This is a genomic window from Streptomyces sp. NPDC088400 (assembly GCF_044753355.1).
In the GTDB taxonomy this organism is placed as follows: Bacteria; Actinomycetota; Actinomycetes; order Streptomycetales; family Streptomycetaceae; genus Streptomyces.
In genome coordinates this window covers 103,191-129,418 of sequence record NZ_JBIVMZ010000016.1, presented here as the reverse complement: position 1 = coordinate 129,418, position 26,228 = coordinate 103,191, and the positions used below count along the sequence as shown (strand labels likewise).

Below are 26,228 nucleotides of genomic sequence, written 5' to 3'. Positions count from 1 at the left end.
CCGCTGAGAGGCGTGATCACGCATCTTGCCCGGCTTGCTCGGAGAGAGGGTGTCTCTTAGCGTCGATCACATGAACGACGAACCGACACGCGCGGCACGGTTGCTGGATGCCCAGGCCAAGGCCGAAGAGCTGTTCTCCGAGATGCGGGACCGCGGACTGATCGCGGCGGGCCTGGGTGAACGGGTGGTGAGCGACAGCATCCGTGATCTGGCGAACGAGATGTTCGGTGTGAAGCGCTTCTGGCACAAGCGGATCGTCCGGTCCGGGCCGAACACACTGGAGCCGTACCGGCGCAATCCGCCGGACCGGATCATCGGCGACGACGACATCGTCTTCTGCGACTTCGGCCCGCTCTTCGAGGAGTGGGAGGCCGACTTCGGCCGTACGTTCGTCCTGGGCGACGACCCCGCCAAGCACCGGCTGCGCGACGATCTGCCGTCGGTCTTCGCGGCGGGACGGGACTACTTCGAGTCCCACCCCGACATCACAGGGGAGCAACTCTTCGCGGAGGTCGTCCGGCTGACCGGCGAGGCCGGCTGGGAGTTCGGCGGTCCGCATGCCGGGCACCTGGTGGGAGAGTTCCCGCACGAGAAGATCAACGGCGACGAGATCGAGTCCTACATCGCCCCCGGCAGCGACCGGCCGATGCGACGTACGGACCGGGCCGGACGCGACTGCCACTGGATCCTGGAAGTCCACCTGGTGGACCGGCGGCGCGGCTTCGGAGGATTCTACGAGGAACTCCTCGACCTCGGCCGGCCCGCTGAACACGCCCGCGTGTGAACCGGCTTGAACCATGATCGAGCTGGACATCACCTCGCTCCAGGCGCCCTTGGCGTGACCGGCCCGCCACGCTTCAGTGCCGCAGCAGGCGGAGGTCGACGGCCTCGGACATGGCCTTCATACCCGCGTCGTTCGGGTGGATGTGGTCGCCCGAATCGTAGGCGGGGTTGAGGGCCGAAGGGTCCGCGGGGTCGCTCATGGCGCGGTCGAAGTCGATGACGCCGTCGTAGGCGCCACTGGTGCGGATCCAGTCGTTGACACGCTGCCGGATCGCCTCGGCGGCGGGCGTGTAGTAGCCGTTGCCCTTGTCGGGCATCAGAGTCGCACCGATGACGCGGACGCCGGCGGCGTGCGCCTGAGCGATCAGGGCGCGATAGCCGTCGATCAGATCCTGGGCGGTCAGTGATGCCCCGTCGGGCCCGGCGTTGTTGCCGATGTCGTTGATGCCCTCGAAGAGGATCACGTTCGTGACACCCGGCCGGCCGAGGGCATCGTGGCGGAAGCGTTTCAGGGCGCTGACGCCCTGCCACAGGTGGGGGACATCGGTGAGCACGCGGTTTCCGCCGATTCCCGCGTTGACGACGCCGAGACGCCGCGGGTGCGGCTCGGCCGCGAGTCGACGGCCGAGGAAGTCCGGCCACCGGGTGTAGGTGCCGGTCGAGGAGTGGTAGCCATCGGTGATGGAGTCACCGAAAGCGACGACGGTGCCCTTCGCCTTCGGGGACAGGACGTCGAGACCCGCCAGGTAGTACCAGGACGTCGTGGTGGTGGCGAACCCGGCCGCGCTGTCGTCCCCCGTGTGGTCGCCCGGGGCCGTATAGGTCGTGTCGAAGGCGTCCGAATGCCAGGTCGACATGCCGGTGACGCCTGGCAGGTAGAGGCTGACGAGCAGGTTCTGTTCGGCTTCGACCGCGATCGGGACGGTGTCGCTGACGGCCTCGTCCCCGGCCGGAATCGTGACATCGCCGGACCCGCCGAAGGTGACGGTGCGGGCCGTGCCGGGCTTCGCCTCGCCGCCGCTCGCCTGGAGGGCCACGTGGACGGTTGCGACGTCGAGCGGCTCGGGGCTGTATCGGTTCGAGAGGGTGATCCGGATGTCCGAACCCGCGACGCTGCTGTGCACGACCATCCGGATGGTCCGGTCGGCGAAGGACGGTCCGCCGGCCGTCATGCTGGGAGCCCAGGCGCTCACCCGGGTGCCCGGCCCGTGCGACGCCGGTGGGGCCGCGCTCGCGGTGCGGACCGGCACGGCGGCCAGGGCGAGCACGAGGAGCGCTCCGAGCATGATTCGTACGCATCTGTGGGGTCGGCGACAACTCATCGGTCGGTGCGGCTGATCGAGGGACATGGACACCTTCTGCCTCCGCTCGGTTCGTGTCGTTCTTGTTCCGCTCGCGCGCCCTGCTCGTGCACTCCTGGTGCCCATGCGGGCGTGCGCATGGCTCAGGGACTGGGGCGGGAGACAACGCGGACGCGGGACACCCTGCCTGCGGCGGTCCCGCGTCCGCGCGTGGTTCCATCCCCTCAGCCCACGAGCTCCGTCAGCGCCACGGACTCGCCGGGCTCCAGGCGCACCGTCGTGCTGCGGCCGCCGGCGGTGACGGTGACCTCGCGGCCTCCGACGCTGTGCAGCGTCGCGCGGCGGACCTGGCCGCGCTTCCAGACCAGGTCGACGGTGAACCCGCCGCGCACTCCCGCGCCCTCGATCGAGCCGGACGCGGCCCAGGCATCGGGGAGAGCCGGCAGAAGTTCGATGTGACCGGGTCGGGAGTAGACGAGCATCTCCAGCATGGCGGCGGGAGTCCCGAGGTTGGCGTCGATCTGGAAGATCGCGCGGGTGTCGGAGACTCGGTACATGTCGAAGAAGTTCATGGCCGTGCCGGTGTCGCCGCCCGCCCACGGCCGCAGGTTCGTCAGGATCAACTGATACGCCTTGTCGCCGTCCTTGAGCCGTGCCCAGCACGCCGCCCGCCAGGCACACGCCCAGCCGTAGCTCTCCATGCCGCGTGCGGTGAGCAGAGCCGTGGCTCCATTGAGGGTGTCGGGGTCGTCGGCGTCGGGGCGGACGCGGTCGCCGGGGAACAGGTTGATGAGCGGGGAGAGATGACGGTGGGTCTCCTCGCCGAGGTCGTCCTCGCTCATCCACTCCTCCAGCCGGCCGGTCTTCGGGCTGACCCGCGGGAGATAGAGGCGGTCACGCAACTCCCGTACGACAGCGGCGTGTTCGCCATCGCGGGCAAGAATGCGGCACGCCTGCTCGTAGTGCCCGAAGAGGGACCACAGGAGTTCCTGCGTGTACGTGATGCCACGGGCGTCCTGCGGGCCGTGCTCGGGCGACCAGTCGTGGTCGTCGATCAGGACCTCGCGGCCGTCTACCTCCGTGGTGAGCAGGCGCGCCTGCCAGAACTGGCAGGCGCCCTTGAGCAGTGGATGGATACGTGCGAGATAGGCCGCGTCCTGAGTGAACTCGTAGTGTTCGTAGAGGGATTCGCACAGCCAGGCGTTGCCGGCCGGATGCCACCACCAGCCGAGGCCGCCGTACGGGTTGGTGGAGAAGGCTACCGTCCAGCCGGCTACCTTGCCGGAGGTGTTGCGGTAGCGGTTGCGGGAGTCCTGGAACCGCTCCTGGGTGACCTTGTTCCAGGCGGGCAGCTGAGCGAGGCAGTAGTCGGCGAACGCGGGGAAGGCGTCGCCGAGGCCGGCCCGGTCGGGGAACCAGTAGTTCATCTGGATGTTGACGTCCGTGTGGAAGTCGCCCATCCAGTCCGGGGTGTTGCCCTCCAGCCACAGCCCCTGCAGGCCCATGGGAAGCCCGTCGCGCGAGCCGCAGATGGTCAGGTAGCGGGCGAACTGCAGGTAGCTCGCCTCCAGCTCGGGATCCGGAGCGGAACCGTCGGCGGCGCGCGCGGTGAGCCGGGACCAGGTGTCGAGCCTGCGCTGGCGCACGGTGGAGGAGCCGAGGTCGAGCGAGAAGCGGTCGTAGCGGGAGCGGTAGTCGGCGACATGGGTGTCGCGCAGCGCGATTCCTGAACTCGCCGCCGCCGCGATGACCTTGGTCTCGGCGAGGCGCAGGGGGTTCGCGGCCGGGTCGCGGAATCCAGTGGTGTGGTCGGGGGCGTAGTCCGTGCCGCCGCTGATCACGATCACGACCTCGGCGCAGTCGGTGAAGATGACCCGGGATCCGGCGACGGTCACGGTGCCGCCGCCCCGGCCCGCGGTGGCGGCGACGGCGGCCGCGTAGCGTAGGTCGTTGTCGAAGGAGGCGGAGAAGGAGGCGAGGTGGCGGGCGGTGTCCGCGGTGGTCGTCTCGCCGTGGGTGCCGGACAGGGCGAGGCTTCCGGTGAGGGTGCCGCCGCCGTTCTGGCCGAGTCTGATGACAACGGCGTCGTCGGCGGCGCTGACGAACATCTCCCGGCGGTAGTGCACCTTGCCGCGTCTGTACTCCGTGGTGACCAGGCCGTTGCTCAGGTCGAGGGTGCGGCGGTAGTCGCGCACGGCGGCACGGTCGTGTCCTGGCACGATCAGGGTGGCGCGGGCGAGGAGCGTCATGCTGCCGAAGTCGTCGCGGCCGTAGGGGAATTGACCGTCGTTGTCGAGAGTGGTGTTGGCTCCGCCGGTCCACAGCGAGGCCTCGGTCACATGGAGCAGTTCGCGCGCGGGATCGCCGCCGACGAGCGTGCCGAGGCGGCCGTTGCCCAGCGGCAGGCCCTGCTCGATGAGGAGGTCCTCGTCCGCCGGCTCGGGGTACCACAGTGCCGTCGCCTCGTCGGCGGGGACGAGCGGGGAGGTAGCGGGGCGGTGGGGTGCGGCGTGGGCGGTGAAGGTGGGCAGGGCACTCAGCGCGAGGGTGGCGCCGAGGCCGAGGACTGTGCGGCGGGACGGGCTGGTGCTCATGTGCGAATCCTTCCGTGGTCCGGCGAAGTCCCGTCCACGGAACGGGACTTCGCCAGAGGCGACTTGAGGACGGGGCGGGGCGGGTTGCGAAAATGGCGCCGTCCGCCCAAAGGGCGGGGCCTGCGGCGTCCGGTGCGTGTGCTCGCAAGGCGCGGGATCGGCACCGTCGATGGACCGGACGTACTCGGACGACTCCGACAACACAGCGAGCGCGCGTGCCGGGCGTCGCAGGCCAGGCGGGACTTTCGCAACAGGCCCTAGGGCCTCTCGTTTGGATCTTGCCGGGCTCGCGTGCCCTGGTGCCGCGCCTCGCCGCGTTGTCGTCACTCCACGACGCTCCGCGTCGCCTCACTCCTCCGCCTTGCGATCCACGGCACCAGACCCCGCTCCCTGATCCGGCCTGATCCAAACGAAAGACCCTAGGACAGCTTGATCAGCCGGGAGCCGTGGGCGGGCACGGACGTGGCGGTCCAGGTGCGCTTGAAGGTGCCGAGGTTCTCGCGCGCGACGGCATCGCGCAGCCGCTGCGGGCCGCGCACGCCCAGGTCCTTCAGGTCGACAGTGATGTCGGTGGCCTTGGAGCCGAGGTTGTAGACCGCGAGGTAGGTGTCCTTGCCGACGCGCTTGGTCCACACCTGGGTGTCGCCGGAGCGGATCTGGCGGGGCAGGACGGCGGCCTGGTCGACGGCGATGACCTCGGGGTTGGTGAGGATGGCCTTGGCCTTCTCGTCGAGGAACCAGAGGTCGCCGCCGACGTAGAGCGGGGAGGAGGCCATCGACCAGAAGGTCATGACGCTCTGCCGTTCGGTGTCGTTGATGCCGTCCTGGAGGCCGCTGCCTGTGTTGTTGTTGATCGGCATGGCGTCGAGGTCGGCCAGGTAGCCGGGGGCGTCGACCTTGTCGAGCCAGTTGGGCAGGTTGTTCCAGCGGTCGTCGACGGAGCTGGTCCAGGTACTGGTGGTCGCGCAGTAGCACTCGATGTCGGTGTCGATGCGGACGCCGTTCACGTGCGGCTTCAGGCCGTCCGCCGCGGCGATGTCCACGGGCCAGGCGCTCGCGGTCAGCCACATCCTGCGGCCGCTGTGGTCAATGGCAGTGGACCAGGCCTTCATGTCGGCGACGTTGTCGACCGTCACACCGTCGATCTTGATGAAGTCGACGCCCCAGGAGGCATAGCGGGCGACGATGGAGTCGAAGTAGTCCTGGGCGCACGGGTTGCTGTAGTCGATCTTCCAGTTGCCGCCCCACTTGTTGGTCGGCGTCAGCGGCTTCGCCGCGATGTCCTGCGCATGACAATTCGTTCCGAGGATCGGCGCGTTCTTGTTGTAGACCTCCTGCTCAAGGCCTGCGGCACCGTACAGGCCGAGCTTGAGGCCCTTGCCGTGGACGTAGTCGGAGAGCGCCGGCATACCGCTGGGGAAGCGGTCCTTGTCGGCGTCGGGGATGCCGTTGGCGTCGGTGTGGAAGTTCCAGTCGTAGTCGAAGTTCCAGCCGGCGTCGATGTTGAGGTTCTTGTAGCCGGCGGAGGAGAGCTTGCCGCTGAGGGAGTCGGCGGCGTTCTTGATGTTGCCTTCGTTCAGCCAGCGCGTGCCGTAGCCGTCGCGCGAGGACGACTCCACGCTCCAACTGCTCCAGCCCATGAAGGGCTTGACGTACGGGGTCTTGGCCTCGGCGGCGCCGGTGGACAGGGTCAGGGCGAGGGGCAGGGTGCAGGCGGCGATCATCGCGGCGCGACGGGTCGATCTGGTCAAGGGAAATACCTCCGGAGGAAGGAAGTTCAGGACTTGAGACCGGACATTGCGATGCCCTGGACGATGTGGCGCTGGGCGACCAGGAACATGATCACGAGCGGCAGGATCGCTACGGCCGTGCCCGCGAACAGCTCGGGCAGATTGACGGTCTGGGAGGTGAGGAAGCTGGACAGGGCGATCTGTACGGTCCAGCTGGCGGGGTCCTGGCCGATCATGAGCGGCCACAGGAAGGAGTTCCACGCCTCGATGAAGGACAGCGCTCCCAGGGAAGCGATCATCGTGACCGAGTTGGGCAGGATGACACGCCGGTATACGCCGAGGTAGCTGAGGCCGTCCAGACGGCCCGCCTCCTCGATCTCGGCGGGGAACGACAGGTAGAAGCTGCGGAAGAGAATGACCGCGAACGCGTTGAACAGGCCGGGCGCGATCAGGCCCCACATCGTGTTGACCCCGCCCATCGAGCCGACCACGACGAAGGTCGGCAGGAACGTGACGGCCTGCGGGATCATCAGCGTGCCGACGATGAGCGAGAGGACGACCGCTCGCCCCGGCACGTGTATGCGGGCCAGCGCGTACCCGGCCATCGAGGCGAGCAGCGTGGACACCGGCGCCGAAACAACCGCTATCAGCAGCGAGTTGACCAGCGACCGGCCGAACGGCCGCTCCGGGTTGTCGAACAGCGACGTGAAGTTGTCCAGGCTGAAGGAGGAGGGCAGCCAGTGCCAGTCCGGCGCGGTCACCTCCGGCGTCGTCATGAAGGCGTTGCGCAGCAGCACGTAGAAGGGGATCAGGAAGACCACGGCCAGCAGGCACAGCACGACGTACGTGACGGCGGAGCCGAGGACGCCGCCTCGATAACGGTTCATGGGTTCAGTCCTTGTCGCGGGCGAACCCGAGGATCCGGCCCTGGAGGAGCGTGACCAGCACGATCAGGAGGGTGAGCAGGAAGGCCCCGGCTGAGCCGACACCGTAGTCCTGGTCCTGGAGGGCGACGCCGTACAGGTGCATCAGTGGCGTACGCACCGGCTCGCTGCCGAGGGAGGCGCCCGTGGAGAAGATCGCGTAGAACTCGTCGAAGGCCTGTAGCGCGGCGATGAGCATCAGCAGCAGGATCGCGACCGACGTGTTGCGCAGCATGGGGAAGGTGATACTGCGGAACGTGCGCCAGGCACCGGCGCCGTCGAGGTCCGCGGCTTCGTACAGGTGCCGCGGAATGGACTGGAGCCCCGCGATGAACAGGATCATGTAGAGGCCGACTTGAAGCCACAGGCGCAGCGTGACGAGCACGATCCAGTACAGGGGCGGGCTCTGCGTCTGGATCCAGGGCGTGGCGTCAACGCCGAACAGCGCGCCGAGGGTGTTGGCGAGGCCGGACGGCACCCCGCTGAACAAAGCCATCTTCCAGATCATCGCGGCGGCGACGTAACTGACGGCCGCCGGCAGCAGGAATGCCGTACGGAAGAAGACCCGGCCGCGCCGTACCCGGTTGACCAGGACGGCCAGGCCCAGGGCCCCGGCGAAGGTGATCGGCACGATCATCGCCGTGAACAGCACGATCATGGTGAGCGAGTCCCGGAACCGCTCGTCGCTCAGGAGCTGTTGGTAGTTGTCGAGGCCGACCCAGTTCCCCAGGGAGATGGTGCGGCGGGCCTGACTGAAGCTGAGGAGGAAGCTCCAGCCGATGGCCACGTAACGGAAGACGCCGAGACCGATCAGCATCGGGGCGGTGAGGACGACGAAGGCAAGGGCCTTCGAGTGCCGCTCTGTCAGCCGCCGGCGGCGCGGCGCCGTGGCGGGCGCCGAGCGGGCGGCACTCCGCTGCAAGGGAGTGGTGCCGGTGGCGCTCATGACGCTCAGCCCATCTGCTTGTCGAGGTCGGACTGCGCCTTGGACTGCGCCTTCCTCAGGGTCTTCTCCGGCGCCGATCCCTTGGCGATGTCGGCGGCCGCGGCTATGAACTCGGCCTGCATCGCCTGCGTCCACTCGGCCGGGAAGGAGATGCCGTACGTGGTCCCGATGGCGACGCTGTCCTTCGCCGCGCCCCTGCTCAGCTCCGGTGTCTTCGCGGCGACCGCGGTCTGCGGCGGCACGTGGAAGCCGTACGTGACGGCCCAGTCGATCTGGATGTCGGCCTGCTTGATCCACAGCCACTGGAGGTACTTCTTGGCCTCTGCGACGTGCTTGCTCTTGGCGTTGACGGCCTGCGTCCAGCCGCCGAGCCTGGAGACGGGCTTTCCGGAGGAGTCGTACGCGGGCCAGGGCGCGACCCCGAAGTCGTCGCCGAGCGCCTTCTGGACGCCGGGCAGCGCCCACAGGCCGCACCACTGCATGGCGGTGGCGCCCTGGGTGAACGCCCCCGCGTCGTACCAGTCGGTGGTGAAGCCGAGCAGGATCGACTTGTCGGCGTGCAGATCGCGCAGGCCGCCGATGGACTTCGCGGCGTCGGCATAGACGACCTGGTCGCCCGCGATGAGGTCCTTGCCCTGGGACCAGGCGAGGAGGTACGGGCTGTCGCCGATGCCGTCGTTGCCCATGAACAGGCCCTTCACGTCGCCGTCCGTCAACTTCTTCGCGGTGTCGGCGAGTTCCGCGAAGGTGGCGGGCACACTGACGCCCGCCTTCTTCAGCATCGACTTGCGGTAGAAGAGCATCATGATGTCGTCGATGGTCTTCATTCCGTAGAGCTTGCCGTCGACGGTGAGGTAGTCGAGGTCCGCCTTGTTGAAGCCCCCCTTGGCGGAGCCGTACACGTCGTCGAGAGGTTCGAGCTGCCCCTTGCGGGCCATCTCGGCGCGGAAGTCACCGAGTTCGAAGACGTCGGGTGCGTCGGCGCCGAGCAGGGCGGCGTTCAGCTTGGTCTCGTACTGGGAGGTGTCGGCGCCCCACACCACGTTGACCGCGATGTCCGGGTGGGCCCTGGTGAACTCCTGCGCGTACCGCTTGACCGCGGCCTGGGTACCCTCCTCGCCGTACTGGTGGTACCACTGCGTGAGCGTGACCTTGGCGCCCTTGCTGGAGGCGGTTTCCTGCGGGTTGCTGGAGCAGCCGACGGCGGCACCCGCGACGAACAGCAGGGACGTGCCGAGGAATCCCCGGCGGGACAGGGCGGAACCGGCAGTCATGACAGGGTCCTTCCGGGGAACGGAGACGTGCGAGAGCTCAGGCGCCCGCGTGGGTTCACGCGGCGAAGAGTGACTGGATACTGACGGCGGCGGCCCCGCGTGCCCATTCCTCCCAGGGCAGCGGGCGCACGACGAGCGGGCAGCGGGCGGCGGCCCCGAACACCTGGGTGGTGAAGGCGGCGCGGATCTGCTCCTCGAAGAGGTCGTACGCGGCCACGCCCTCGCCGGAGACCACGACACGCTCGGGGCCGACCACGTTGACCATGGCGGCAAGGCCGAGCCCGATGGCCTTGCCCGCGTCGTCGAACACGGCCTGCACGGCAGCGTCCCCGCCGTGGGCGCGATCGATGGCCCCGGCCATGTCGAGGTCCGGCTCGCCGGCCGCGAGCCGGGCGCGGGCGACGATCGCCTCCTCCGAGGCGATCGCCTCGACGCAGCCACGGGCACCGCAGTGACACGTGGGCCCCTCGCCGGCGGCCACCGGGATATGGCCGATCTCGCCGGCCACCCCGTAACCCCCGGCGATCAGGCGACCGTTGACGACGAGCGCGCAGCCGATGCCGACGCCGACCGTGGCCAGCGCGAAGGAGTCGGCACCCACGCCCTGGCCGAACCATTGCTCGGCAACGGTGAGGGCCTTGACGTCGTTTTCGACCGTGACCGCCAACCCCGTTGCCGTGGCGACGAGTTCGGCCAAGTGGACGTCCCGCCAGCCGAGGAACGGCGAGTAGCGCACGACGCCGCCGGGCCGGTCCACGTCGCCGGAGACGGACAGGCCGATGTGGTGGGTCCGCTCGGCGTGGGCCGGGGTCATCTCCGCGACGAGTACGGCGATGTCGCGGACCACCTGTGCGACGGACCGGTCGCTCACCGGTACCCGGTGAGCGGTACGGACTATCTGCGCCCTCAAGTCGGTCACCACACCGATCAATTCATCGGCTGTGACCTTGACGCCCACGAAGAACTCCCGGTCGGCCCGGACCGTGAGGGGGTATGCGGGACGCCCGGCACCCTCCACGGTTCGTGGGCCCTGCGGTAGTTCCTCCAGGTATCCGGCTTCGATCATCGGCTTGACCGCCTTGGTGACGGCGGCGGAGGAGAGGCCGGTGATCCGGGCGATCTCCGGGCGGACGACCGGGCCACGGGTGAGCACTGTGGTGAACACCGTGTTGGCCGCCGGAGACGCGAGCAGTTTCGCTCGGTTCAGCAACATGGGGGAAACATAGGGGCGATAATTTCCTTCGTCAATATTTAAATTCGGGGAGTTCGGATCTAGGCTCCGGCTCATGTCTCAGGTGTCCTTCGACGATCCCAGTCGCACGTTCCTGCTCACGACCCCCGCCTCCTCGTACGCCCTGCGCGTCGGCGCGGACGACAGCCCACGGCATGTGCACTGGGGAGCGCCCCTCGCACTCGGCCAGGCCGCGGCTCTGCCCACGCACGACGGAGTGACCAGCAGCTTCGCCTCGACGGGCGGTGAGGAGTTGGCCGTAGAGGGCGGAGCACGGTTCGGCGTGCCGTCGCTGCTCGTGCGGTACGCGGACGGGACGCGCGGCGTCGAGTGGGCCTACGAGGGCCACGCGATCAACGGCGGCCGGCTCGACGTAAAGCTGCGGGACCGCCATTACCCGCTCGGCTGCACGCTGCACTACGCGGTGCACGAGGACAGTGATGTCATCGAACGGTCCCTGACGCTACGGCACTTGGGCACAACTGAGGAGGGCGACGCGCCGATCGGGATCCTGCGCTGCGACGCCGCCGGCTGGTCCGTGCCCGCCGCCTCGGGCATCCGGCTGAGCCACACGGTCGGCGAGTGGTCGGGCGAGACGCAGCTTCGCCGCATCGAAGCCCCCTACGCCGAGACGGTGTTCACGAGCCGGCGCGGTGTCTCGGGGCATCACGCGAACCCCTGGCTGATGGTCGACGCGGGCGACGCGGACGAGGATCACGGCGAGGTGTGGAGCATGGCGCTGGCCTGGTCGGGGAGCTGGCGGATCACGGCGCAGCGCGACCACGCGGGCGGACCCTTCACGGTGACCGGTGGCGCCGGGCACGACGGTCTCACCTGGCGGCTTCAGCCCGGCGAGAGCCATGAAACCCCGGTGTTCGCCGGGCAGTTCAGCCGCGGGGGGTTCGGGGCCACAAGTCGCGGCTGGCACCGGTACGTCGCCGCGCATGTGCTGCCGCTGCCCGACGAGGTGCGGCCGGTCATCTACAACAGCTGGGAAGCGACCGGCTGGGACGTCACCCTCGAGGGCCAGAGCGCCCTCGCGGCACGGGCCGCCGACCTCGGTGTCGAGCTGTTCGTGGTGGACGACGGCTGGTTCGGGCGGCGCGTCAGCGACCGGGCCGGGCTCGGCGACTGGCAGCCGAACCCCGAGCGATTCCCCTGCGGGCTCGGCCCGTTGGCCGACGAGGTGCGGCGGCACGGCATGCGCTTCGGCCTGTGGGTGGAGCCGGAGATGACGAACCCGGACAGTGATCTGTACCGCGAGCACCCCGACTGGGTGCTGCACATGCCGCACCGCCGCCGGACCGAGCTGCGCCACCAGCTCGTCCTCAACTTCGCCCGCACCGATGTCACCGAGTGGGCCTTCACGTGGCTCGACCGGCTGGTCGCCACGTACGACATCGACTACCTCAAGTGGGACATGAACCGGGCGCTCACGGAGGCCGGCTGGCCCGGCCACCCTGACGCCGAACGTCTGTGGACCGACCACACGCGGGGTGTGTACGCGGTCATCGACCGGCTGCGCCGTACACACCCGGGCCTGCGCATCGAGGGCTGCGCGGGTGGCGGCGGCCGCGCCGACCTGGGCATGCTGGCCCGCACCGACCAGATCTGGATCTCCGACAACACCGACGCGAACGATCGGATCGCCATCCAGTACGGATACAGCCAGATCTACCCGGCCCGGACCATGTCGGCCTGGATCACCGACAGCCCCAACCCGCACACTCGCCGCCGCACCCCGCTCCGCTACCGCTTCCACGTCGCCATGGCGGGCGCACTCGGCATCGGCGGCGACCTCTCACGCTGGACCGAGCCCGAACTCGCCCAGGCGCGCGAGCTGGTGAGTCTCTACAAGGAGATCCGGCCGGTGGTGCAGTTCGGCGAGCAGTTCCGGCTCAAGGACGCCGTCCAGTACCGGACGGGCGACCGCGTCGTGGTCATCGCCTGGGGCCAGGACCGTGCGCTATGCCTGGCCGGCCTCTCCCCCACGGAGGTGTACGTCGACGACGACACCGGCGCCGAACACCACGCCGCGACCCTGCTCGCACACGGCCTGCCGCTACGGCTGCCCGCGCAGGAGCCGACGAGTACGGTGGTGCGGCTGACGCGCCGCTGACGACGGGCCGCTCCTCCCGTACGACGGCATGGCGGTGGCCGGACATCTCACGGCGGTCTCCGGCGAAGCCCACCGAGGGATCCACGAGGTCCGATTTTCACGCCGACGGATCCCAGGAGGTCCTGTCCGGGCCGGCCCGGAGGGCCGGCGGGAGCGCCGGTGCGCGCCTACTCCCAGACGACGATGTTGCGCCGTACCGGAACCGTCCCGGAGTCCGTCGCGAACAGCTCGGGCGAGCGCGCCCGGATGCGTTCGACGTCGTCGAACACCGCCCGCAGGTGGGTGCGCATGGCCGCGCGCGCCAGGGAGACGTCGCCGCCGAGCACCGCGTCGAGGATCTCGACGTGCTGGGCGGCGAAGCCCTCCGGTGAGGCCGTGTCGTAGAGGCCGAGCCGGCGCGCACGGTCGAGATGCCCCTTGGCCGAGACCACGGTCGCCCAGGCGCTGCCGTGCCCGCTCAATCGCAGGATGGCCTGGTGAAAGGCCTCGTCGAGCTCGAAGAACTCCTCAAGAGCGAGGCCGGGCCGCTGCTGTTCCTCCAAGTTGCGCCGCAGCTCGTCGATCAGTTCGGGGTCGAGTTCGGCGGGAAGGTCGTCGAGCGAGGCCAGCTCGACGGCTTCCCGCAGGAACTGTGCGTCGGCCACCTTGGCCGGGTCCACGCGTGAGACGAACGAACCGACCTGCGGAAAGACCTGGACCAGGCCCTCCTCGGACAGCAGGATCAAGCTCTCCCGGACCGGTGTACGGCTCACCCCGAGGGAGGCCGCGAGCTCGTTCTCGGACAGCGCGGCACCCGGAGGGAGCTCAAGGGTGAGGACCTTGCGTCGCAGCGTCTTGTAGACGGCGTGGCGGCTGGTCCGCTGCCGGTTCGATCGGGCCATGCGTTCATCGTATCGGGCGGTGACGGCATCGGTACGCATCCGGATCTCCTCCCCGGCCATCCCTGCCCCGCGCACCGGAACACCGGACACGGGCGCGGGCGTGCCCAGTAATTGACGGTGCGTCAGGAGTCTTGGCGCGCCGTCGCACACCCCCGGGCGATGCGGTGGCGCACCTGACGCGTGACCACCCGACACGAAGCGGAAACCACGCTGTCGCGCAGGCGCCCTCCGATGTAACACCAGTATTGCATTGCTGTCCGACCGATGCTTGTATACCAGTGCTGCTCGATCAGTGGCAGCCGTTGCGCGCACCACCTCGCCGACCGTGGTGCGGACCGTCCGAAGGAGTGGAACCTGTGAGCGAGATCGAACGCGTCGAGGTGTTCGTCGCCTCCCCCGGGAGGACGTTTGTCACTCTGCGCATCACGACGTCGGACGGCGTGACGGGCCTCGGTGACGCGACGCTGAACGGCCGCGAGCTCGCCGTCGCGAGCTACTTGAAGGATCACCTCGTGCCCCTGCTCATCGGGAAGGACCCGGCGCGCATCGAGGACATGTGGCAGTACCTCTACCGCGGCGCGTACTGGCGCCGCGGTCCGGTCACGATGACCGCGATCTCCGCCGTGGACACGGCCCTGTGGGACATCAAGGGCAAGGTCGCCGGCCTGCCCGTCTACCAGCTGCTCGGCGGCCGCTCGCGCGACGGCGTCATGGTCTACTCGCACGCCAGCGGCACGGACGTCCCCGCACTGCTCGACGATGTCGAGCGGTACCTCGAACTCGGTTACAAGGCCGTACGCGCCCAGGCCGCCGTCCCGGACGTCGGCGGCACCTACGGCGTCCGCAAGGGCAAGGTCTACGAACCGGCCGCGACCTCGCTGCCCGACGAACAACCCTGGGACACCGAGGCGTACCTCAACTTCGCACCGACCTACCTCGAAGCCGTCCGTGAGCGCTTCGGCTTCGGCTTCCACCTGTTGCACGACGTCCACCACCGGCTCACCCCGATCGAGGCCGCCCGCTTCGGCAAGCGGGTCGAGGATTCCCAGCTCTTCTGGATGGAGGACCCGACGCCGGCCGAGAACCAGGAGGCGTTCCGGCTGATCCGACAGCACACGACCACACCGATCGCGGTGGGGGAGGTGCTGACCTCGATCTGGGACGTACAGCACCTCATCACCGAGCAGCTCATCGACTACGTGCGCACCACCGTCGTCCACGCCGGAGGGATCACCCACCTGCGCCGGATCTTCGACCTGGCCGCGCTCTACCAGGTACGGACCGGCTCCCACGGAGCGACGGACCTCTCGCCCGTCAGCATGGCCGCCGCGGTGCACATCGACATCACGGTCCCGAACTTCGGCATCCAGGAGTACATGGGGCACGCCGACGAGACCGCCGAGGTCTTCCGCAGCGGGGTGACCTTCGCCGACGGCATGCTGCACCCCTCGGAGGAGCCCGGCCTCGGTGTCGAGTACGACGAGAAGGCGGCCGAACGCTTCCCCTACGAGGCCCGCTACCTGCCCGTAGCGCGGCGCCTCGACGGCTCCGTGCACGACTGGTGAGCGCGGTGACCATGCCTTCGCTGAACGCCGCCACGCTGGAGCGGATCGCGCCGGAGCTGCGCCCGGCCGTAGCCCCCGGGGAACTGCGCCCCCGGGTCGTCCACTTCGGCCTCGGCGCGTTCCACCGGGCGCACCAGGCGATCTACACGGAGAACGCCGCCGCCCGTTCCGGCCAGCCGTGGGGGATCGTCGCCGTCGCCCCGCGCTCCACCGGGACGGTGCGGGCGTTGCGCGCCCAGGACTGTCTCTACTCGCTGACCGAGCGGCATCCGGCGGGCGACGCGACCCGCGTGGTCGGGTCGGTCGTCGAGGCCCTGGGAATGCGCCCGGACGCCGCGCGAGTCGAGGAACTGCTCGCGACTCCCGACGTCACGACACTGACCCTGACGATCACCGAGAAGGGATACCACCGCCGTCCCGACACCGGCCGGCTCGACACCGCGGCGCCCGAGATCGCCGCGGATCTCGGGGCGGCGCGGGCCGCGGACCGCACCACGGTCGTGGGGCGGATCGCCGCGGGGCTGGCCGCGCGGATGCGCTCCGGCGGCGCTCCGGTCAGCGTCGTGTCCTGCGACAACATGGCGGCCAACGGCGCCGTGCTCGAAACGGTCGTACGCGGCTTCGTGGCGGCGTCGCCCTGGCCCGACCGGCAGGCCGTCCTGGACTGGATGGCCCAGGCGGTCGCCTTCCCCGCGACCGTCGTCGACCGGATCGTGCCCGCGACGACCGGCACGGACCGGGAGACGGCCCGCGCCGCCCTCGGGGCGCACGACTCCGTCCCGGTCGTCGGCGAACCGTACCGGCAGTGGGTGCTGGAGGACTCCTTCGCCGGCCCGCGGCCGCCGTGGGAACTCGACGGTGCCCTGTTCGTCCCCGACGTCGTGCCGTACCAGCTCACGAAGCTGCGGCTGCTCAACGGTTCCCACTCCGCCCTGGCCTACCTCGGCGCGGCGGCGGGCCGCACGACCGTCGCCGACGTCCTGGCGACCGGCTGGGGCCAGCGGCTGGTCCGGGACCTCTGCGCCGAGGTCGCGCCGACCCTGCCCGCCGGCGGTCCCGACCCGGCGGCCTACGCGGCCGACCTGACCGAGCGGTTCGGCAACCCCGGGATGCGGCACCTGCTCCGGCAGATCGGGTCCGACGGCTCCCTGAAGATCCCGGAGCGGTGGTTCGACGCGCTGCGCTCGCTGCGCGCGGCCGGCACCGGTACCCCGGTGCTCGAACTCGCGCTCGCGGGCTGGGTGAACGCCACCCGTCCCGGCGAGGACGGCGGCCAGTTCCTCGGTACGACGGACCCCGCCGCCCCGGCGCTGGCCGCCTGCTGGCGAGAGGCCGCAGCCCCCGAGGACACGGGCACGGTCCGCCGGCTGCTCCGGGTGCTCGGCGCGGCGGACCTGGCGGAAGACGGCACGCTGGTCTCCGCCGTAGCCGCCCGCCTTCCCGCGCTGAAGGCCGGCCGCGTCGAGCTCTGACCCTTACCCGTTCACGGAACCTGTTTCACGAAGCTTGTTCACGCCCCCTGGTCACAACCCCTGGTCACAACCCCTGTTCACAAACCCTGTTCACGAACAACGGAGTTCATGATGACGGACAGCACGCGAACGGAGCCCGCGGGCCCCGCGCAGAGGACGACGCGCGACCTCACCAGAGCCGCCGTGTCCGGCTGGCTCGGTACGGCGATGGAGTTCATGGACTTCCAGCTGTACTCACTGGCGGCCGCCATCGTCTTCAACAAGGTCTTCTTCCCCGATGTCAGCCCGGCGATCGGGCTGATCGCCGCCATGGCGACCTACGGCGTCGGATACGTCGCCCGGCTCGCCGGCGCCGTCTACTTCGGCCGGATGGGCGACCGGATCGGACGCAAGAAGGTCCTGTTCCTGACGATCCTGCTGATGGGTGTGTCGACCACACTGATCGGAGCGCTGCCGACCTACGCGACGATCGGCATCCTCGCCCCGATTCTGCTGGTCGCCCTGCGGCTCGTCCAGGGCTTCGGCGCCGGCGCCGAGATCGCCGGGGCCACCGTCATGCTCGCCGAGTACGCCCCCACGAAGCGTCGCGGCCTGGTCTCGTCGCTGGTGTCGCTCGGCACCAACTCCGGCACGCTGGCCGCGTCGGGGCTGTGGGCGATCCTGCTCGCCACTCTCAGCGACGAGCAACTGATCGAGTGGGGCTGGCGCCTGCCGTTCCTGCTGAGCTTCGGGCTCATGATCTTCGCGGTCTGGCTGCGCCGGAACCTCAAGGAGAGCCCGGTCTTCGAGGAGCGGCCGGATGTGGTGGACGGCGTCGCCATGTCCCGCAGCGAGGTCGAGTCGTCCCTGGCCGAGAAGCACGAGAGCGTCCTGGAAGCCGGGATCAGGCAGCGTAAGGGCAAGGCGTTCTTCCTCGCCCTCGGCCTGCGGTTCGGGCAGGCCGGAAACTCGGGCCTGGTCCAGACGTTCCTCGTCGGCTACATCGCCACCACGCTGGACGCCGGCCGGTCGATCCCGACGGACGCCATCCTCTACGGATCGCTGCTGGGCTTTGCCACCGTGCCGCTGATCGGCCTGCTCGGCGACCGCTACGGCCGCCGTCCGATATACATCGTGCTCACGCTGCTGACCATCGCCTTCGCGTTCCCGATGATGCTGCTCATCACCTCCGGAAGCACGGCCGCCCTCATGCTCGGCATGATCCTCGGCCTCAACGTCGGTGTCCTCGGACTGTTCTCGCTGGAGAGCGTCACGATGGCCGAACTGTTCGGCTCCCGCACGCGGTTCACCCAGCTCGCCCTGGCCAAGGAGATCGGCGGCATCCTCGCCACCGCCATCGGCCCGGTGCTCGCGGCGACCCTCACCGCCGTCACCGGCAGCTGGTGGCCGATCGCGGCGATGCTCGTCGTCTACTCACTCATCACCCTGGTGTCCGCGGTTCTCGCTCCCGAGACCCGTGGGCGTGACCTCGTCCGTCTGGAGGACGCGATATGAGAGCGGTCGTCGTGCACGGTCCCGGTGATCTACGGATCGACGAGCGCCCCGATCCGGTGCCGGGGGAGGGCGAAGTCCTGCTCGCCATGGAGTGGGGCGGAGTCTGCGGATCGGACGTCGCCTACTGGAAGCACGGGGCGTCCGGCACCGCCGCGCTCACGCATCCGCTGGTGCTGGGACACGAGGTCGCCGGCAGGATCGCCGGAATCGGCGCGGGCGTCAGCGGTCTCGCGGACGGTCTGCCGGTGACCGTCCATCCGGCCGAGCCGGTCGGTGACGGCCGACTGCCCGACCGGATCGCCGGCCGTACGAACCTCTATCCGCGCATCCGGTACTTCGGGTCGGCCGCCTTCGACCCGCACACCGACGGCGGGTTCAGCGAGTACCGGGTGGTCCGCGCGGCCCAGATCCGGCCGCTTCCCGAGGGAGTGACCACCGAGCACGGCGCTCTCGCCGAGCCCCTCGCCGTGGCCATGCACGCCGTGCACCGCGCGGGAGATCTGCGCGGCAGGACCGTGCTGGTCAACGGCGCCGGTCCGATCGGCTCACTGGTCGTGGCGGCCGCGAAACACCGAGGGGCCGCCGCGGTGATCGCCTCGGACATCTCCGCCGCCTCGCTCCGCGTCGCCCGGTCCATGGGGGCGGACGAAACGCTCGACATCTCCGAGGGCACGGCTCTTCCCCAGGACGTCGAGCTGGTCTTCGAGGCCTCGGGTGCTCCGGCCGCTCTCGGGCCGGTCCTGCGGGCGACCGCCCGCGGTGGCACTCTCGTCCAGGTCGGCAACCTGCCCGGCGCCGCCGTCGCCGCGGCTCTCGGGGACCTCGTGACCAGGGAGATCACCTGGATCGGCTCGTACCGCTTCGTCGAGGAGATCGACGACGCGCTGCGGGCGATGCGGGAGGGCCTCGACGTCTCTCCGGTCATCAGCCACCGTTTCGACCTCGACCGGGCGGGCGAGGCGCTGGCGGTCGCGGCCGACCCGGCGAGCGGCAGCGGCAAAGTCATGCTGCGGCTCGGCGGGGCGGATCCGGGAGAGCGGTAGGCGGCGCCGGTGCGGGAGCGAGGACTCCTCGGTGGCCGACAGGACGCGTTCAGACGGGATGGGCCCGCACCGAAGTCGACGGGTCCTGGTGGCCACCGCTGGCGATCATCCGGACTTCGTTCCGATCGCTGATCTCCGCCACGACGATGCCTGTGTCGTCCGCGTACAGCGGGTGCCCACCGGGTCCACTGCGGCTCGTGCGGTGTACGGCCACGACGTCCGTCTCCTCAGAGGTGGCCGCCGGTGCGCCGGTATGAACGAAAACCAGCTCGTAGCTGTCAGGTCTGCCCATGTCGCCCGCCTCCTCGGAGGGAAGTCGTTACGCTCCGCCCCACCCATAATGGCTCATTACGTTCATTTCGGATCACGGAGCCGGCCGGTGCGGCCATCCGACGCGACTACGGAGCCGTCCGGCCGGGCGCCCCGGGCGCCGTCGGCCGTCGAGGGTCCCGATGACATACCCCCGCTGATTTCCGCCGGGTAAAACCCGGATGACCCTTGGTCGACACTCTTTTCAACTTCCCCGCATCCACTGTATACACGGTATATGAGTCGTGAAGTCAGAGGTTTCCGCGGTGACGCCCAGGGCGCCGACGCTCTCACCGGAGAACTGCGCCGCCTGATTGTGGAGGGCGTTTATCCGCCGGGCCACCGCCTTGTCCAGGATGAACTCGCCGACCGTTTCGGAGTGAGCCGGATCCCGCTCAGGGAGGCCATGCGCACACTCGCCAGCGAAGGTCTGCTGCGTTCGACACCGGGGCGCGGCACCTTTGTGACGGCGCTGGACCTGGACGAGATCGACGAGATCTACAACCTGCGCCGACTGGTCGAACCGAGCTTTGCCGAGCATGTCACCGAACGGGTGTCCCGGCGAGACATCGGCCGTTTCGACTCCATGGCCACCGAAATGGAGCGCGTCGCCGAAACCGAGGCGGATTCCTGGTCGCGGACGAATCTCGCGTTCCATCTCGACATGTACCGGCTGTCCCGGCTGCCTTTGCGCTACGAGATCATCTCGGGGATGTACCACCGGCTGGAGCCGTACTCACGGTTCTACGTGCACGGCACATCGGCGTACGAACGCGTGCAGCGGGAGCACGCCGCGATGGTCCAGGCACTGGCCGACGGTGACGCGGAGGAACTCGCCCGGCAGATCGTCGCGCACATCGACGGCGGGCAGCAGGGCCTGCACGCGGCGTGGGAGAACAGCGCCACCGCGATTCAGGCCTACTGGGCGGAGTCGGCCCGGTGACCGCCCTCGCGATCAACACGGATGTGGGCGAGGGATTCGGGGTCTGGGGGCCGGCCGACGAGGGCGACCTGCTCGACCAGGTCACGGCCGCCAATGTCGCCTGCGGGTTCCACGCCGGCGACCCCGACATCCTGCGCCGCACCTGTGAGGCGAGCGCCGCCCGGGGCGTGGCGATCGGTGCCCAGGTCTCCTACCGTGACCTGGCAGGCTTCGGCAGGCGCTTCATCGACGTACCGACGGCGACGCTGGTCAACGAACTCCTCTACCAGATCGGTGCGTTGGAGGTGTTCGCGCGCCTGGCGGGCAGCCGCGTCAGCTATGTGAAGGCACACGGCGCGCTCTACAACGCGGCGGCCCACCACACCGGACACGCGGCGGCGATCGTCGAAGCGGTCACCCTGTACGACCGTGAACTGCCGCTGCTCTGCCAGCCGCGTACGGTCCTGTGGGAGCACGCCGTCAGGGCCGGCTGTCGCCCGCTGGCCGAGGGGTTCGTCGACCGGGGCTACACCGACGAAGGACTGCTGGTGCCCCGGTCCGCGCCGGGCGCCCTCGTCACCGATCCCGCCGAAGCGGCGCGGCGCGCGCTGCGGATGGCGGAGTCGGGCACGGTGACCTCGGTGAGCGGCCGGACCGTACGGATCGCTCCGGACGACGGGGACGTGTCGGCGTTGTGCGTACACAGCGACACCCCCGGCGCGGTCGCCATCACCGCCGCCGTACGGGCGAGTCTGAGCTCGGGCGGGATCACGGTGAGCACGCCCGGGGCCCTGTCCGAGGTCCCGCCCGCGGTCCTCGCCACCGAGCGGTCGGAGGTACGGCGGTGAGCCCCGCGGAGCCGTTCCTGAGGCGGGCGGGCGACCGGGGCTGGCTGATCGAGTGCTCCGGGCGGCGCCCCGCGGAGGTCGCCACGGCGATCCGCGCACAGCCCTGGGCCTCGGGGCTGCGGGAGATCGTGCCCGCCGCGACCACCGTCCTGGTGGTCGCGGAGACCCTCGCCGAGATGGGAAGCCTCGCCGGCGAACTGAGCGCCGTACTCGACGAGGTCGGCGGGCGGGGAGCGCGGCCGGCCGCCGGACGTACGGTCGTGATTCCCGTCCGGTACGAGGGCGCGGACCTGGCGGCGGTCGCCGAACGCGTCGGCCTGACTCCGGACGAGATCGCGCGTCGGCACACCGGAGGCGAGCACGCGGTCGGCTTCTTCGGGTTCGCCCCCGGATTCGCCTATCTGGACGGCGTACCGGAAAGCCTCCGGCTGCCCCGGCTGCCCAGCCCCCGTCCGAGGGTGGCCGCCGGAGTGGTGGCGATCGCCGGGAACCAGACGGTCGTCTACCCCGGAGGGACCCCCGGAGGCTGGCACCAGATCGGCGTCACCACGGTCCGTTTGTGGGACGTGGAAGCTCAACCGCCCAACCGGCTCGCGGTCGGCGACCGGGTCGTGTTCGAGGCGGTCGCGTCATGAACACGGCCATCAGCTCCCGTCGAAGCCCGACGACGCCCGCCCGAACCGGCCGCAGTGATTCCGGTACCGGTACGGCCCCGGTCCCCGGCGCTGACACCGGAACCGGTACGACCACGGGCGCCGCTGCCGCGACCCTGACCGTGGTCGGGGCGGGTATCGCCACCAGCGTCCAGGACCTGGGCCGGCCGGGGCTCGCGCATCTGGGCGTTCCGGCGTCGGGCCCCACCGACCGGCGCAGTTTCGGCCTCGCCAACCGGCTGGCCGGCAACCCGGAGAACACCCCGGCCCTCGAAGTGACCCTCGGCGGCCTGGCGGTGACCCTGTCGGCGTCCCGGTACGTGGCGATCACCGGGGCACCGGCGCCGGTGACGGTGGACGGAGTGGCGGCCGACGACGCGACGCTCATCCATCTGCGCGCCGGATCCGTGCTCGCGATCGGACGCCCCTGGGCCGGCTGCCGTACCTACCTGGCCGTCTCCGGCGGGATCGTGACGGACCAGGTGCTGGGGTCGGCCTCGCGCGACTCCCTCACCGGGCTCGGACCCGACCCGGTCCGCGCCGGGACGACGTACGGAATCGGGCCCGCGCGCCAGGCCCCGGCGGTCCCGCTGGAGCTGGCGTTCAGCGTCGTCCCCTGCGGAGGTCCGGTCACCGTCCGGTTCCGCTGGGGCCCCCGGCACGAACTGTTCAGCGCCGCCGACCGGCACGCACTGACCAGCACGCCCTGGCGGATCTCCGCGCAGTGCGACCGGGTGGGCGCCCGTCTGACGGGCCCGCCGCTGTCCATCGGCTCGGTCGACCTGGCCAGTGAGGGAACCATGCACGGTGCCATCCAGGTGCCGCCCTCGGGTGAACCGATCGTGTTCCTCGCCGACCATCCGGTCACCGGCGGCTACCCCGTCATCGGGGTCGTCACGGACGCCGACCTCGACCTCGTCGGGCAGGCCCTGCCCGGGGACGAGCTGCGACTCGCGCCCGTGCGCTGAGAGGAGAGAACCGCCCGCCCCGGCCCCTGAAGCCGACACGATCCGACCCTCCGCCCCTTCCGACGACCACCAACCCGTACCAAGCAACAGTCAGATCAAGCAACAGCCAAGGAGAACGCCATGACCGCTCAGACCGCCGCTCTCGTCCCGTTCCATCTGGCCGTCCCGGTCGACGACATCGACGCCGCCCGGGAGTTCTACGGCAAGGTGCTCGGCTTCAGCGAGGGCCGCTCGGACACGAAGTGGATCGACTGGAACTTCGGCGGCCACCAGGTCGTCACCCACCAGGTCGGTGACGGCCCGTCCGGAACCCCGCGTGACGGCATCGCGGGAACCAACCCCGTCGACGGCCACCAGGTGCCGGTGCCGCACTTCGGACTGGTGCTTCCGGTGCCGGAGTTCAAGGAACTGGCCGCGCGACTCACCGCCGTCGACACGCAGTTCGTGATCGAGCCCTACGTCCGTTTCCAGGGTGAGCCGGGCGAGCAGTGGACGATGTTCTTCCTCGACCCGGCCGGCAACGCGATGGAGTTCAAGGCCTTCGCCGACATCAGCCAGCTCTTCGCGGTCTGATCGTCCGGTCCGTCCGAGACTTCTCCGCCCGAACCGCCCGAACCGCCCGAGCTACCGAAGAGTCCGCGTCACCGAACCGCCCGAGTCACCGCCCCGCGTCGCCCAACCGCCCGGACGATCCGTCAGCGGTACGGCGGTGGGCCGGAAGGACGACGGTCATCAGCAGGAGGACTGGTCCTGCTGATGGCCGTCGCGCGGGCCCCCCGTGCCGTACGTCCCGTCCGTTCGCGGTACGGACCACCACCGCACGACCGCACGACTGACAGCACATCCCAGCCATAGGACATGTCAGATCCGGAGGACCCCCATGACGAGCGTACCAACGGCTTCCACAGCCCCCGGGAGCACAGCGGCTTCCACCGGCACCGCGAACGCGGCGACCGGCGGAAACACCACGAACGCGAACCGGCCACGCAGGGCGGCGCTGGCCGCGGCCGCCGGCACCGCCATCGAGTACTACGAGTTCGGCGTCTACAGCTACCTGGCCGTCATCATCGGGCCGCACTTCTTCCCCGGCGACGACCCCACCGCCGCCCTGCTGGCCACCCTGGCGGTGTTCGGCAGCGCGTTCCTGATGCGGCCGCTCGGCGGCATCGTCCTCGGCCGGCTCGGCGACCGAGTCGGCCGTAAACCGGTGCTGATCCTCACGGTGGTGGGGATGGGCAGTGCCACCGCGGCCGTCGGGCTGCTGCCCACGGCCGGCACCATCGGTGTGGCCGCGCCCGTGGCGCTGCTGCTCGTACGGCTGGCGCAAGGGTTCTTCGCGGGCGGTGAGGTGACCGGTTCGGCCACCTATCTCGCCGAGTCGGCACCACACGGCAAGCGGGGATTCTTCGGGGCCTTCACCCCCGTCGGCGTGGCCGTCGGAGGGGGAGCGGCGGCGCTGGTGGCGGGCATCACCACGACCGTACTGAGCGAGAGTCAGCTCGAGGCCTACGGCTGGCGCATCCCCTTCCTGCTGTCGCTTCCCCTCGTCGCCCTCGCGCTGTTCGCCCGTAAGCGCCTGGAGGACTCCGAGAGCTTCCTCGCGACGAAGAAGGAACAGGCCACGGCCAAGGCGCCGCTGACCGAGGTGCTCACCCGCTACCGCGGTCCGGTGGTGAAGGTGACCCTGCTGGCCATCGGGTCCAACTGCGGCTACTGGGTCGGCCTGATCTTCATGAACATCTACCTGACCACCGATCTCGGCTACCCCAAGTCCTCCACGTTCTGGATCATGGGCGGCATCAGCCTGTTCGTGGCGTGTCTGATGCCGTTCTGCGGAGCGCTCTCCGACCGATGGGGGCGGAAGAGGCTCATCACCATAGGCTTCGCCGGGTACGCGGTCCTGGTCGTCCCCGCCATGCTGGTCATGGGACTCGGGAGCTTCCCGCTCGCGGTCGCGGCCATGGTCGTACTGGCCCTGCCGATGCCGATCGTCCAGTCGGTCACGTATCCGACCTACGCCGAGATGTTCCCCACCCGGGTGCGGTACACGGGGCTTTCGTTCAGCTTTAACATCGGCACCATCATCGGCGGCGGACTGAGCCCCTACCTGGCCACCTGGCTCATCTCCGCCACCGGCAACCTGCTCGCCCCGGGATTCCTGCTGATGGTGGCCGTGATCATCGCCCTGCTGACGCTGCGCACCGTCAAGGAATCCAGCCAGGAGGCACTCGCGTGACGGCCGTGGAGCGGCGCGGGCCGGCGACCACCGGGAACGAGCCGTCCCCGCGATCCCCGTCGTTCCCGCGATCCGTACCGTCCACCCCGGCCGCTCTGCGCGCCCTCGCGGCCGACGGCCGGTGGACGGGGCCCACGGCCGGCCTCCTCGACGGCTACCAGCAGGCCAATCTCGTGATCGTCCCCCAGGACCTCGCGTTCGACTTCCTGCTGTACTGCACCCGCAACCCGAAGCCGTGCCCCGTCATCGCCGTCACCGAACCCGGAGACCCGACGGTGCGCCTCGGTGAGACGGTGGCGGATCTCCGTACGGACCTGCCCCGCTACCGCGTGTGGCGCGACAGCGAACCGGCCGACGAACCGCACGACATCACCGCGTACTGGCGCGAGGACGCGGTCGGGTTCCTGCTGGGATGCAGCCACACCTTCGAGGGGCCGCTGCGCGCGGCGGGCGTCCCCGTGCGCTACGCCGAGGAGTCCGCGGCGCCGCCCGTGTACGTCACGAACGTGCCGACGCGGCCGGCGGGACGGCTGGCCGGGCCCCTGGTGGTCAGTATGCGGGCGATCCCCGCCCGGCTGGTGCCGCGCGCCGTCGAGATCACCTCCCGCTACCCGGCCGGGCACGGTGCGCCGGTGCACATCGGCGATCCGGCGGCGCTGGGAATCACCGATCTCGCACGGCCGGACTTCGGACCGTCCCCGGTCGTCGAGCCCGGTGACGTGCCGGTGTTCTGGGCCTGCGGGGTGACCCCGCAGCTGGTGCTGCCCTCGGTGAAGGCCGAGTACGTGATCACTCACTATCCCGGCCACATGTTCGTGTTCGACCACACCGTCGATGCCGGACCGGCGGGAGACGAGGGGTGAGCGCTCCGTAGCCCGTCCGGCGAGACGCACCGCCGGGCGGGCGGCGGCCGGCCGCTCAGCCCTCGGCCGTCCC

At 70.0% G+C, this 26,228-nt stretch carries 22 protein-coding genes; 13 read left to right on the top strand and 9 right to left on the bottom strand.

Annotated features, from left to right (window positions below; genetic code table 11):
• The first annotated feature begins 70 nt into the window (after positions 1-70).
• Entirely contained in the window at positions 71-784 is a 714-nt protein-coding gene (locus tag ACIQD6_RS31615) for a M24 family metallopeptidase (RefSeq protein ID WP_401889171.1), read from the top strand.
• Positions 785-857: 73 nt separating this feature from the next.
• On the opposite strand, the gene ACIQD6_RS31610 is transcribed toward ACIQD6_RS31615, so the two are convergent.
• From ACIQD6_RS31610 to ACIQD6_RS31580, 7 genes are all read right to left on the bottom strand, one after another.
• Positions 858-2,069 carry an SGNH/GDSL hydrolase family protein gene (locus tag ACIQD6_RS31610; RefSeq protein ID WP_401889168.1) on the bottom strand — a complete coding sequence of 404 codons (1,212 nt, stop codon included), beginning with the start codon at positions 2,067-2,069 and terminating at the stop codon, positions 858-860.
• A 239-nt stretch (positions 2,070-2,308) separates the two neighbouring features.
• Positions 2,309-4,678, bottom strand: a complete 2,370-nt coding sequence (locus ACIQD6_RS31605) for a glycosyl hydrolase family 95 catalytic domain-containing protein (protein WP_401889166.1) — start codon at positions 4,676-4,678, stop codon at positions 2,309-2,311.
• 419 nt (positions 4,679-5,097) lie between these two features.
• Positions 5,098-6,429, bottom strand: coding sequence for a glycoside hydrolase family 27 protein (locus ACIQD6_RS31600; RefSeq protein WP_401889163.1), 1,332 nt, complete (start codon positions 6,427-6,429; stop codon positions 5,098-5,100).
• Between the two features lie 26 nt (positions 6,430-6,455).
• Entirely contained in the window at positions 6,456-7,295 is an 840-nt protein-coding gene (locus ACIQD6_RS31595) for a carbohydrate ABC transporter permease (protein WP_401889160.1), read from the bottom strand.
• Positions 7,296-7,299: 4 nt separating this feature from the next.
• The gene (locus ACIQD6_RS31590) at positions 7,300-8,277 is read right to left on the bottom strand and encodes a carbohydrate ABC transporter permease (protein ID WP_401889157.1); all 978 of its coding nucleotides are present in this window, start codon (positions 8,275-8,277) and stop codon (positions 7,300-7,302) included.
• A gap of 5 nt (positions 8,278-8,282) precedes the next feature.
• Positions 8,283-9,551 carry an ABC transporter substrate-binding protein gene (locus ACIQD6_RS31585; RefSeq protein ID WP_401889155.1) on the bottom strand — a complete coding sequence of 423 codons (1,269 nt, stop codon included), beginning with the start codon at positions 9,549-9,551 and terminating at the stop codon, positions 8,283-8,285.
• Between the two features lie 55 nt (positions 9,552-9,606).
• Positions 9,607-10,764 (bottom strand): ROK family protein, encoded by a 1,158-nt coding sequence (locus tag ACIQD6_RS31580; RefSeq protein ID WP_401889152.1) that lies wholly within the window; start codon positions 10,762-10,764, stop codon positions 9,607-9,609.
• Positions 10,765-10,837: 73 nt separating this feature from the next.
• Between ACIQD6_RS31580 and ACIQD6_RS31575 the strand changes: the two genes are divergently transcribed.
• Positions 10,838-12,901, top strand: coding sequence for an alpha-galactosidase (locus ACIQD6_RS31575; protein ID WP_401889150.1), 2,064 nt, complete (start codon positions 10,838-10,840; stop codon positions 12,899-12,901).
• A gap of 167 nt (positions 12,902-13,068) precedes the next feature.
• On the opposite strand, the gene ACIQD6_RS31570 is transcribed toward ACIQD6_RS31575, so the two are convergent.
• On the bottom strand, positions 13,069-13,782 hold the full coding sequence (locus ACIQD6_RS31570) for a GntR family transcriptional regulator (protein WP_401889147.1): 714 nt from the start codon (positions 13,780-13,782) through the stop codon (positions 13,069-13,071).
• A 356-nt stretch (positions 13,783-14,138) separates the two neighbouring features.
• Between ACIQD6_RS31570 and manD the strand changes: the two genes are divergently transcribed.
• The 4 genes from manD to ACIQD6_RS31550 all read left to right on the top strand — a co-directional run bounded on the left by manD (position 14,139) and on the right by ACIQD6_RS31550 (position 19,356).
• Positions 14,139-15,347 (top strand): D-mannonate dehydratase ManD, encoded by a 1,209-nt coding sequence (gene manD / locus ACIQD6_RS31565; RefSeq protein ID WP_401889144.1) that lies wholly within the window; start codon positions 14,139-14,141, stop codon positions 15,345-15,347.
• Positions 15,348-15,358: 11 nt separating this feature from the next.
• Positions 15,359-16,819 carry a mannitol dehydrogenase family protein gene (locus ACIQD6_RS31560; protein WP_401889141.1) on the top strand — a complete coding sequence of 487 codons (1,461 nt, stop codon included), beginning with the start codon at positions 15,359-15,361 and terminating at the stop codon, positions 16,817-16,819.
• A gap of 111 nt (positions 16,820-16,930) precedes the next feature.
• A complete protein-coding gene (locus ACIQD6_RS31555; RefSeq protein WP_401889138.1) occupies positions 16,931-18,313 on the top strand; it encodes an MFS transporter in 1,383 nt (460 codons plus the stop codon).
• Positions 18,310-19,356: an L-idonate 5-dehydrogenase gene (locus tag ACIQD6_RS31550; protein WP_401889135.1), complete on the top strand. Its 1,047-nt coding sequence runs from the start codon at positions 18,310-18,312 to the stop codon at positions 19,354-19,356. The genes ACIQD6_RS31555 and ACIQD6_RS31550 overlap by 4 nt, the downstream gene beginning before the upstream one ends.
• A 49-nt stretch (positions 19,357-19,405) precedes the next feature.
• On the opposite strand, the gene ACIQD6_RS31545 is transcribed toward ACIQD6_RS31550, so the two are convergent.
• The gene (locus ACIQD6_RS31545) at positions 19,406-19,648 is read right to left on the bottom strand and encodes a DUF6296 family protein (RefSeq protein WP_401889133.1); all 243 of its coding nucleotides are present in this window, start codon (positions 19,646-19,648) and stop codon (positions 19,406-19,408) included.
• Between the two features lie 255 nt (positions 19,649-19,903).
• Between ACIQD6_RS31545 and ACIQD6_RS31540 the strand changes: the two genes are divergently transcribed.
• From ACIQD6_RS31540 to ACIQD6_RS31510, 7 genes are all read left to right on the top strand, one after another.
• Positions 19,904-20,608, top strand: a complete 705-nt coding sequence (locus tag ACIQD6_RS31540) for a GntR family transcriptional regulator (RefSeq protein WP_401889131.1) — start codon at positions 19,904-19,906, stop codon at positions 20,606-20,608.
• Positions 20,605-21,435 (top strand): LamB/YcsF family protein, encoded by an 831-nt coding sequence (locus ACIQD6_RS31535; RefSeq protein WP_401889128.1) that lies wholly within the window; start codon positions 20,605-20,607, stop codon positions 21,433-21,435. Before ACIQD6_RS31540 ends, ACIQD6_RS31535 begins: the two co-directional genes overlap by 4 nt.
• Positions 21,432-22,070: an allophanate hydrolase subunit 1 gene (locus ACIQD6_RS31530; RefSeq protein WP_401889126.1), complete on the top strand. Its 639-nt coding sequence runs from the start codon at positions 21,432-21,434 to the stop codon at positions 22,068-22,070. Before ACIQD6_RS31535 ends, ACIQD6_RS31530 begins: the two co-directional genes overlap by 4 nt.
• Positions 22,067-23,056 (top strand): biotin-dependent carboxyltransferase family protein, encoded by a 990-nt coding sequence (locus ACIQD6_RS31525; RefSeq protein ID WP_401889123.1) that lies wholly within the window; start codon positions 22,067-22,069, stop codon positions 23,054-23,056. The genes ACIQD6_RS31530 and ACIQD6_RS31525 overlap by 4 nt, the downstream gene beginning before the upstream one ends.
• A gap of 120 nt (positions 23,057-23,176) precedes the next feature.
• Complete coding sequence (locus tag ACIQD6_RS31520) at positions 23,177-23,629, top strand: VOC family protein (RefSeq protein ID WP_401889120.1); 453 nt, start codon at positions 23,177-23,179, stop codon at positions 23,627-23,629.
• 307 nt (positions 23,630-23,936) lie between these two features.
• Positions 23,937-25,292, top strand: coding sequence for an MFS transporter (locus ACIQD6_RS31515; RefSeq protein WP_401889118.1), 1,356 nt, complete (start codon positions 23,937-23,939; stop codon positions 25,290-25,292).
• 5 nt (positions 25,293-25,297) lie between these two features.
• A complete protein-coding gene (locus ACIQD6_RS31510; RefSeq protein WP_401889271.1) occupies positions 25,298-26,155 on the top strand; it encodes a putative hydro-lyase in 858 nt (285 codons plus the stop codon).
• Positions 26,156-26,228 lie beyond the last annotated feature (73 nt).

Excerpts from the sequence above, each read along its gene's own strand:
- ACIQD6_RS31615 (WP_401889171.1), top strand. The coding sequence starts at position 71 with ATGAACGACGAACCGACACGCGCGGCACGGTTGCTGGATGCCCAGGCC.
- ACIQD6_RS31610 (WP_401889168.1), bottom strand. The coding sequence starts at position 2,069 with ATGCTCGGAGCGCTCCTCGTGCTCGCCCTGGCCGCCGTGCCGGTCCGC.
- ACIQD6_RS31605 (WP_401889166.1), bottom strand. The coding sequence starts at position 4,678 with ATGAGCACCAGCCCGTCCCGCCGCACAGTCCTCGGCCTCGGCGCCACC.
- ACIQD6_RS31595 (WP_401889160.1), bottom strand. The coding sequence starts at position 7,295 with ATGAACCGTTATCGAGGCGGCGTCCTCGGCTCCGCCGTCACGTACGTC.
- ACIQD6_RS31590 (WP_401889157.1), bottom strand. The coding sequence starts at position 8,277 with ATGAGCGCCACCGGCACCACTCCCTTGCAGCGGAGTGCCGCCCGCTCG.
- ACIQD6_RS31585 (WP_401889155.1), bottom strand. The coding sequence starts at position 9,551 with ATGACTGCCGGTTCCGCCCTGTCCCGCCGGGGATTCCTCGGCACGTCC.
- ACIQD6_RS31580 (WP_401889152.1), bottom strand. The coding sequence starts at position 10,764 with ATGTTGCTGAACCGAGCGAAACTGCTCGCGTCTCCGGCGGCCAACACG.
- ACIQD6_RS31575 (WP_401889150.1), top strand. The coding sequence starts at position 10,838 with ATGTCTCAGGTGTCCTTCGACGATCCCAGTCGCACGTTCCTGCTCACG.
- ACIQD6_RS31570 (WP_401889147.1), bottom strand. The coding sequence starts at position 13,782 with ATGGCCCGATCGAACCGGCAGCGGACCAGCCGCCACGCCGTCTACAAG.
- ACIQD6_RS31560 (WP_401889141.1), top strand. The coding sequence starts at position 15,359 with ATGCCTTCGCTGAACGCCGCCACGCTGGAGCGGATCGCGCCGGAGCTG.
- ACIQD6_RS31555 (WP_401889138.1), top strand. The coding sequence starts at position 16,931 with ATGACGGACAGCACGCGAACGGAGCCCGCGGGCCCCGCGCAGAGGACG.
- ACIQD6_RS31550 (WP_401889135.1), top strand. The coding sequence starts at position 18,310 with ATGAGAGCGGTCGTCGTGCACGGTCCCGGTGATCTACGGATCGACGAG.
- ACIQD6_RS31545 (WP_401889133.1), bottom strand. The coding sequence starts at position 19,648 with ATGGGCAGACCTGACAGCTACGAGCTGGTTTTCGTTCATACCGGCGCA.
- ACIQD6_RS31540 (WP_401889131.1), top strand. The coding sequence starts at position 19,904 with ATGAGTCGTGAAGTCAGAGGTTTCCGCGGTGACGCCCAGGGCGCCGAC.
- ACIQD6_RS31525 (WP_401889123.1), top strand. The coding sequence starts at position 22,067 with ATGAACACGGCCATCAGCTCCCGTCGAAGCCCGACGACGCCCGCCCGA.
- ACIQD6_RS31520 (WP_401889120.1), top strand. The coding sequence starts at position 23,177 with ATGACCGCTCAGACCGCCGCTCTCGTCCCGTTCCATCTGGCCGTCCCG.
- ACIQD6_RS31515 (WP_401889118.1), top strand. The coding sequence starts at position 23,937 with ATGACGAGCGTACCAACGGCTTCCACAGCCCCCGGGAGCACAGCGGCT.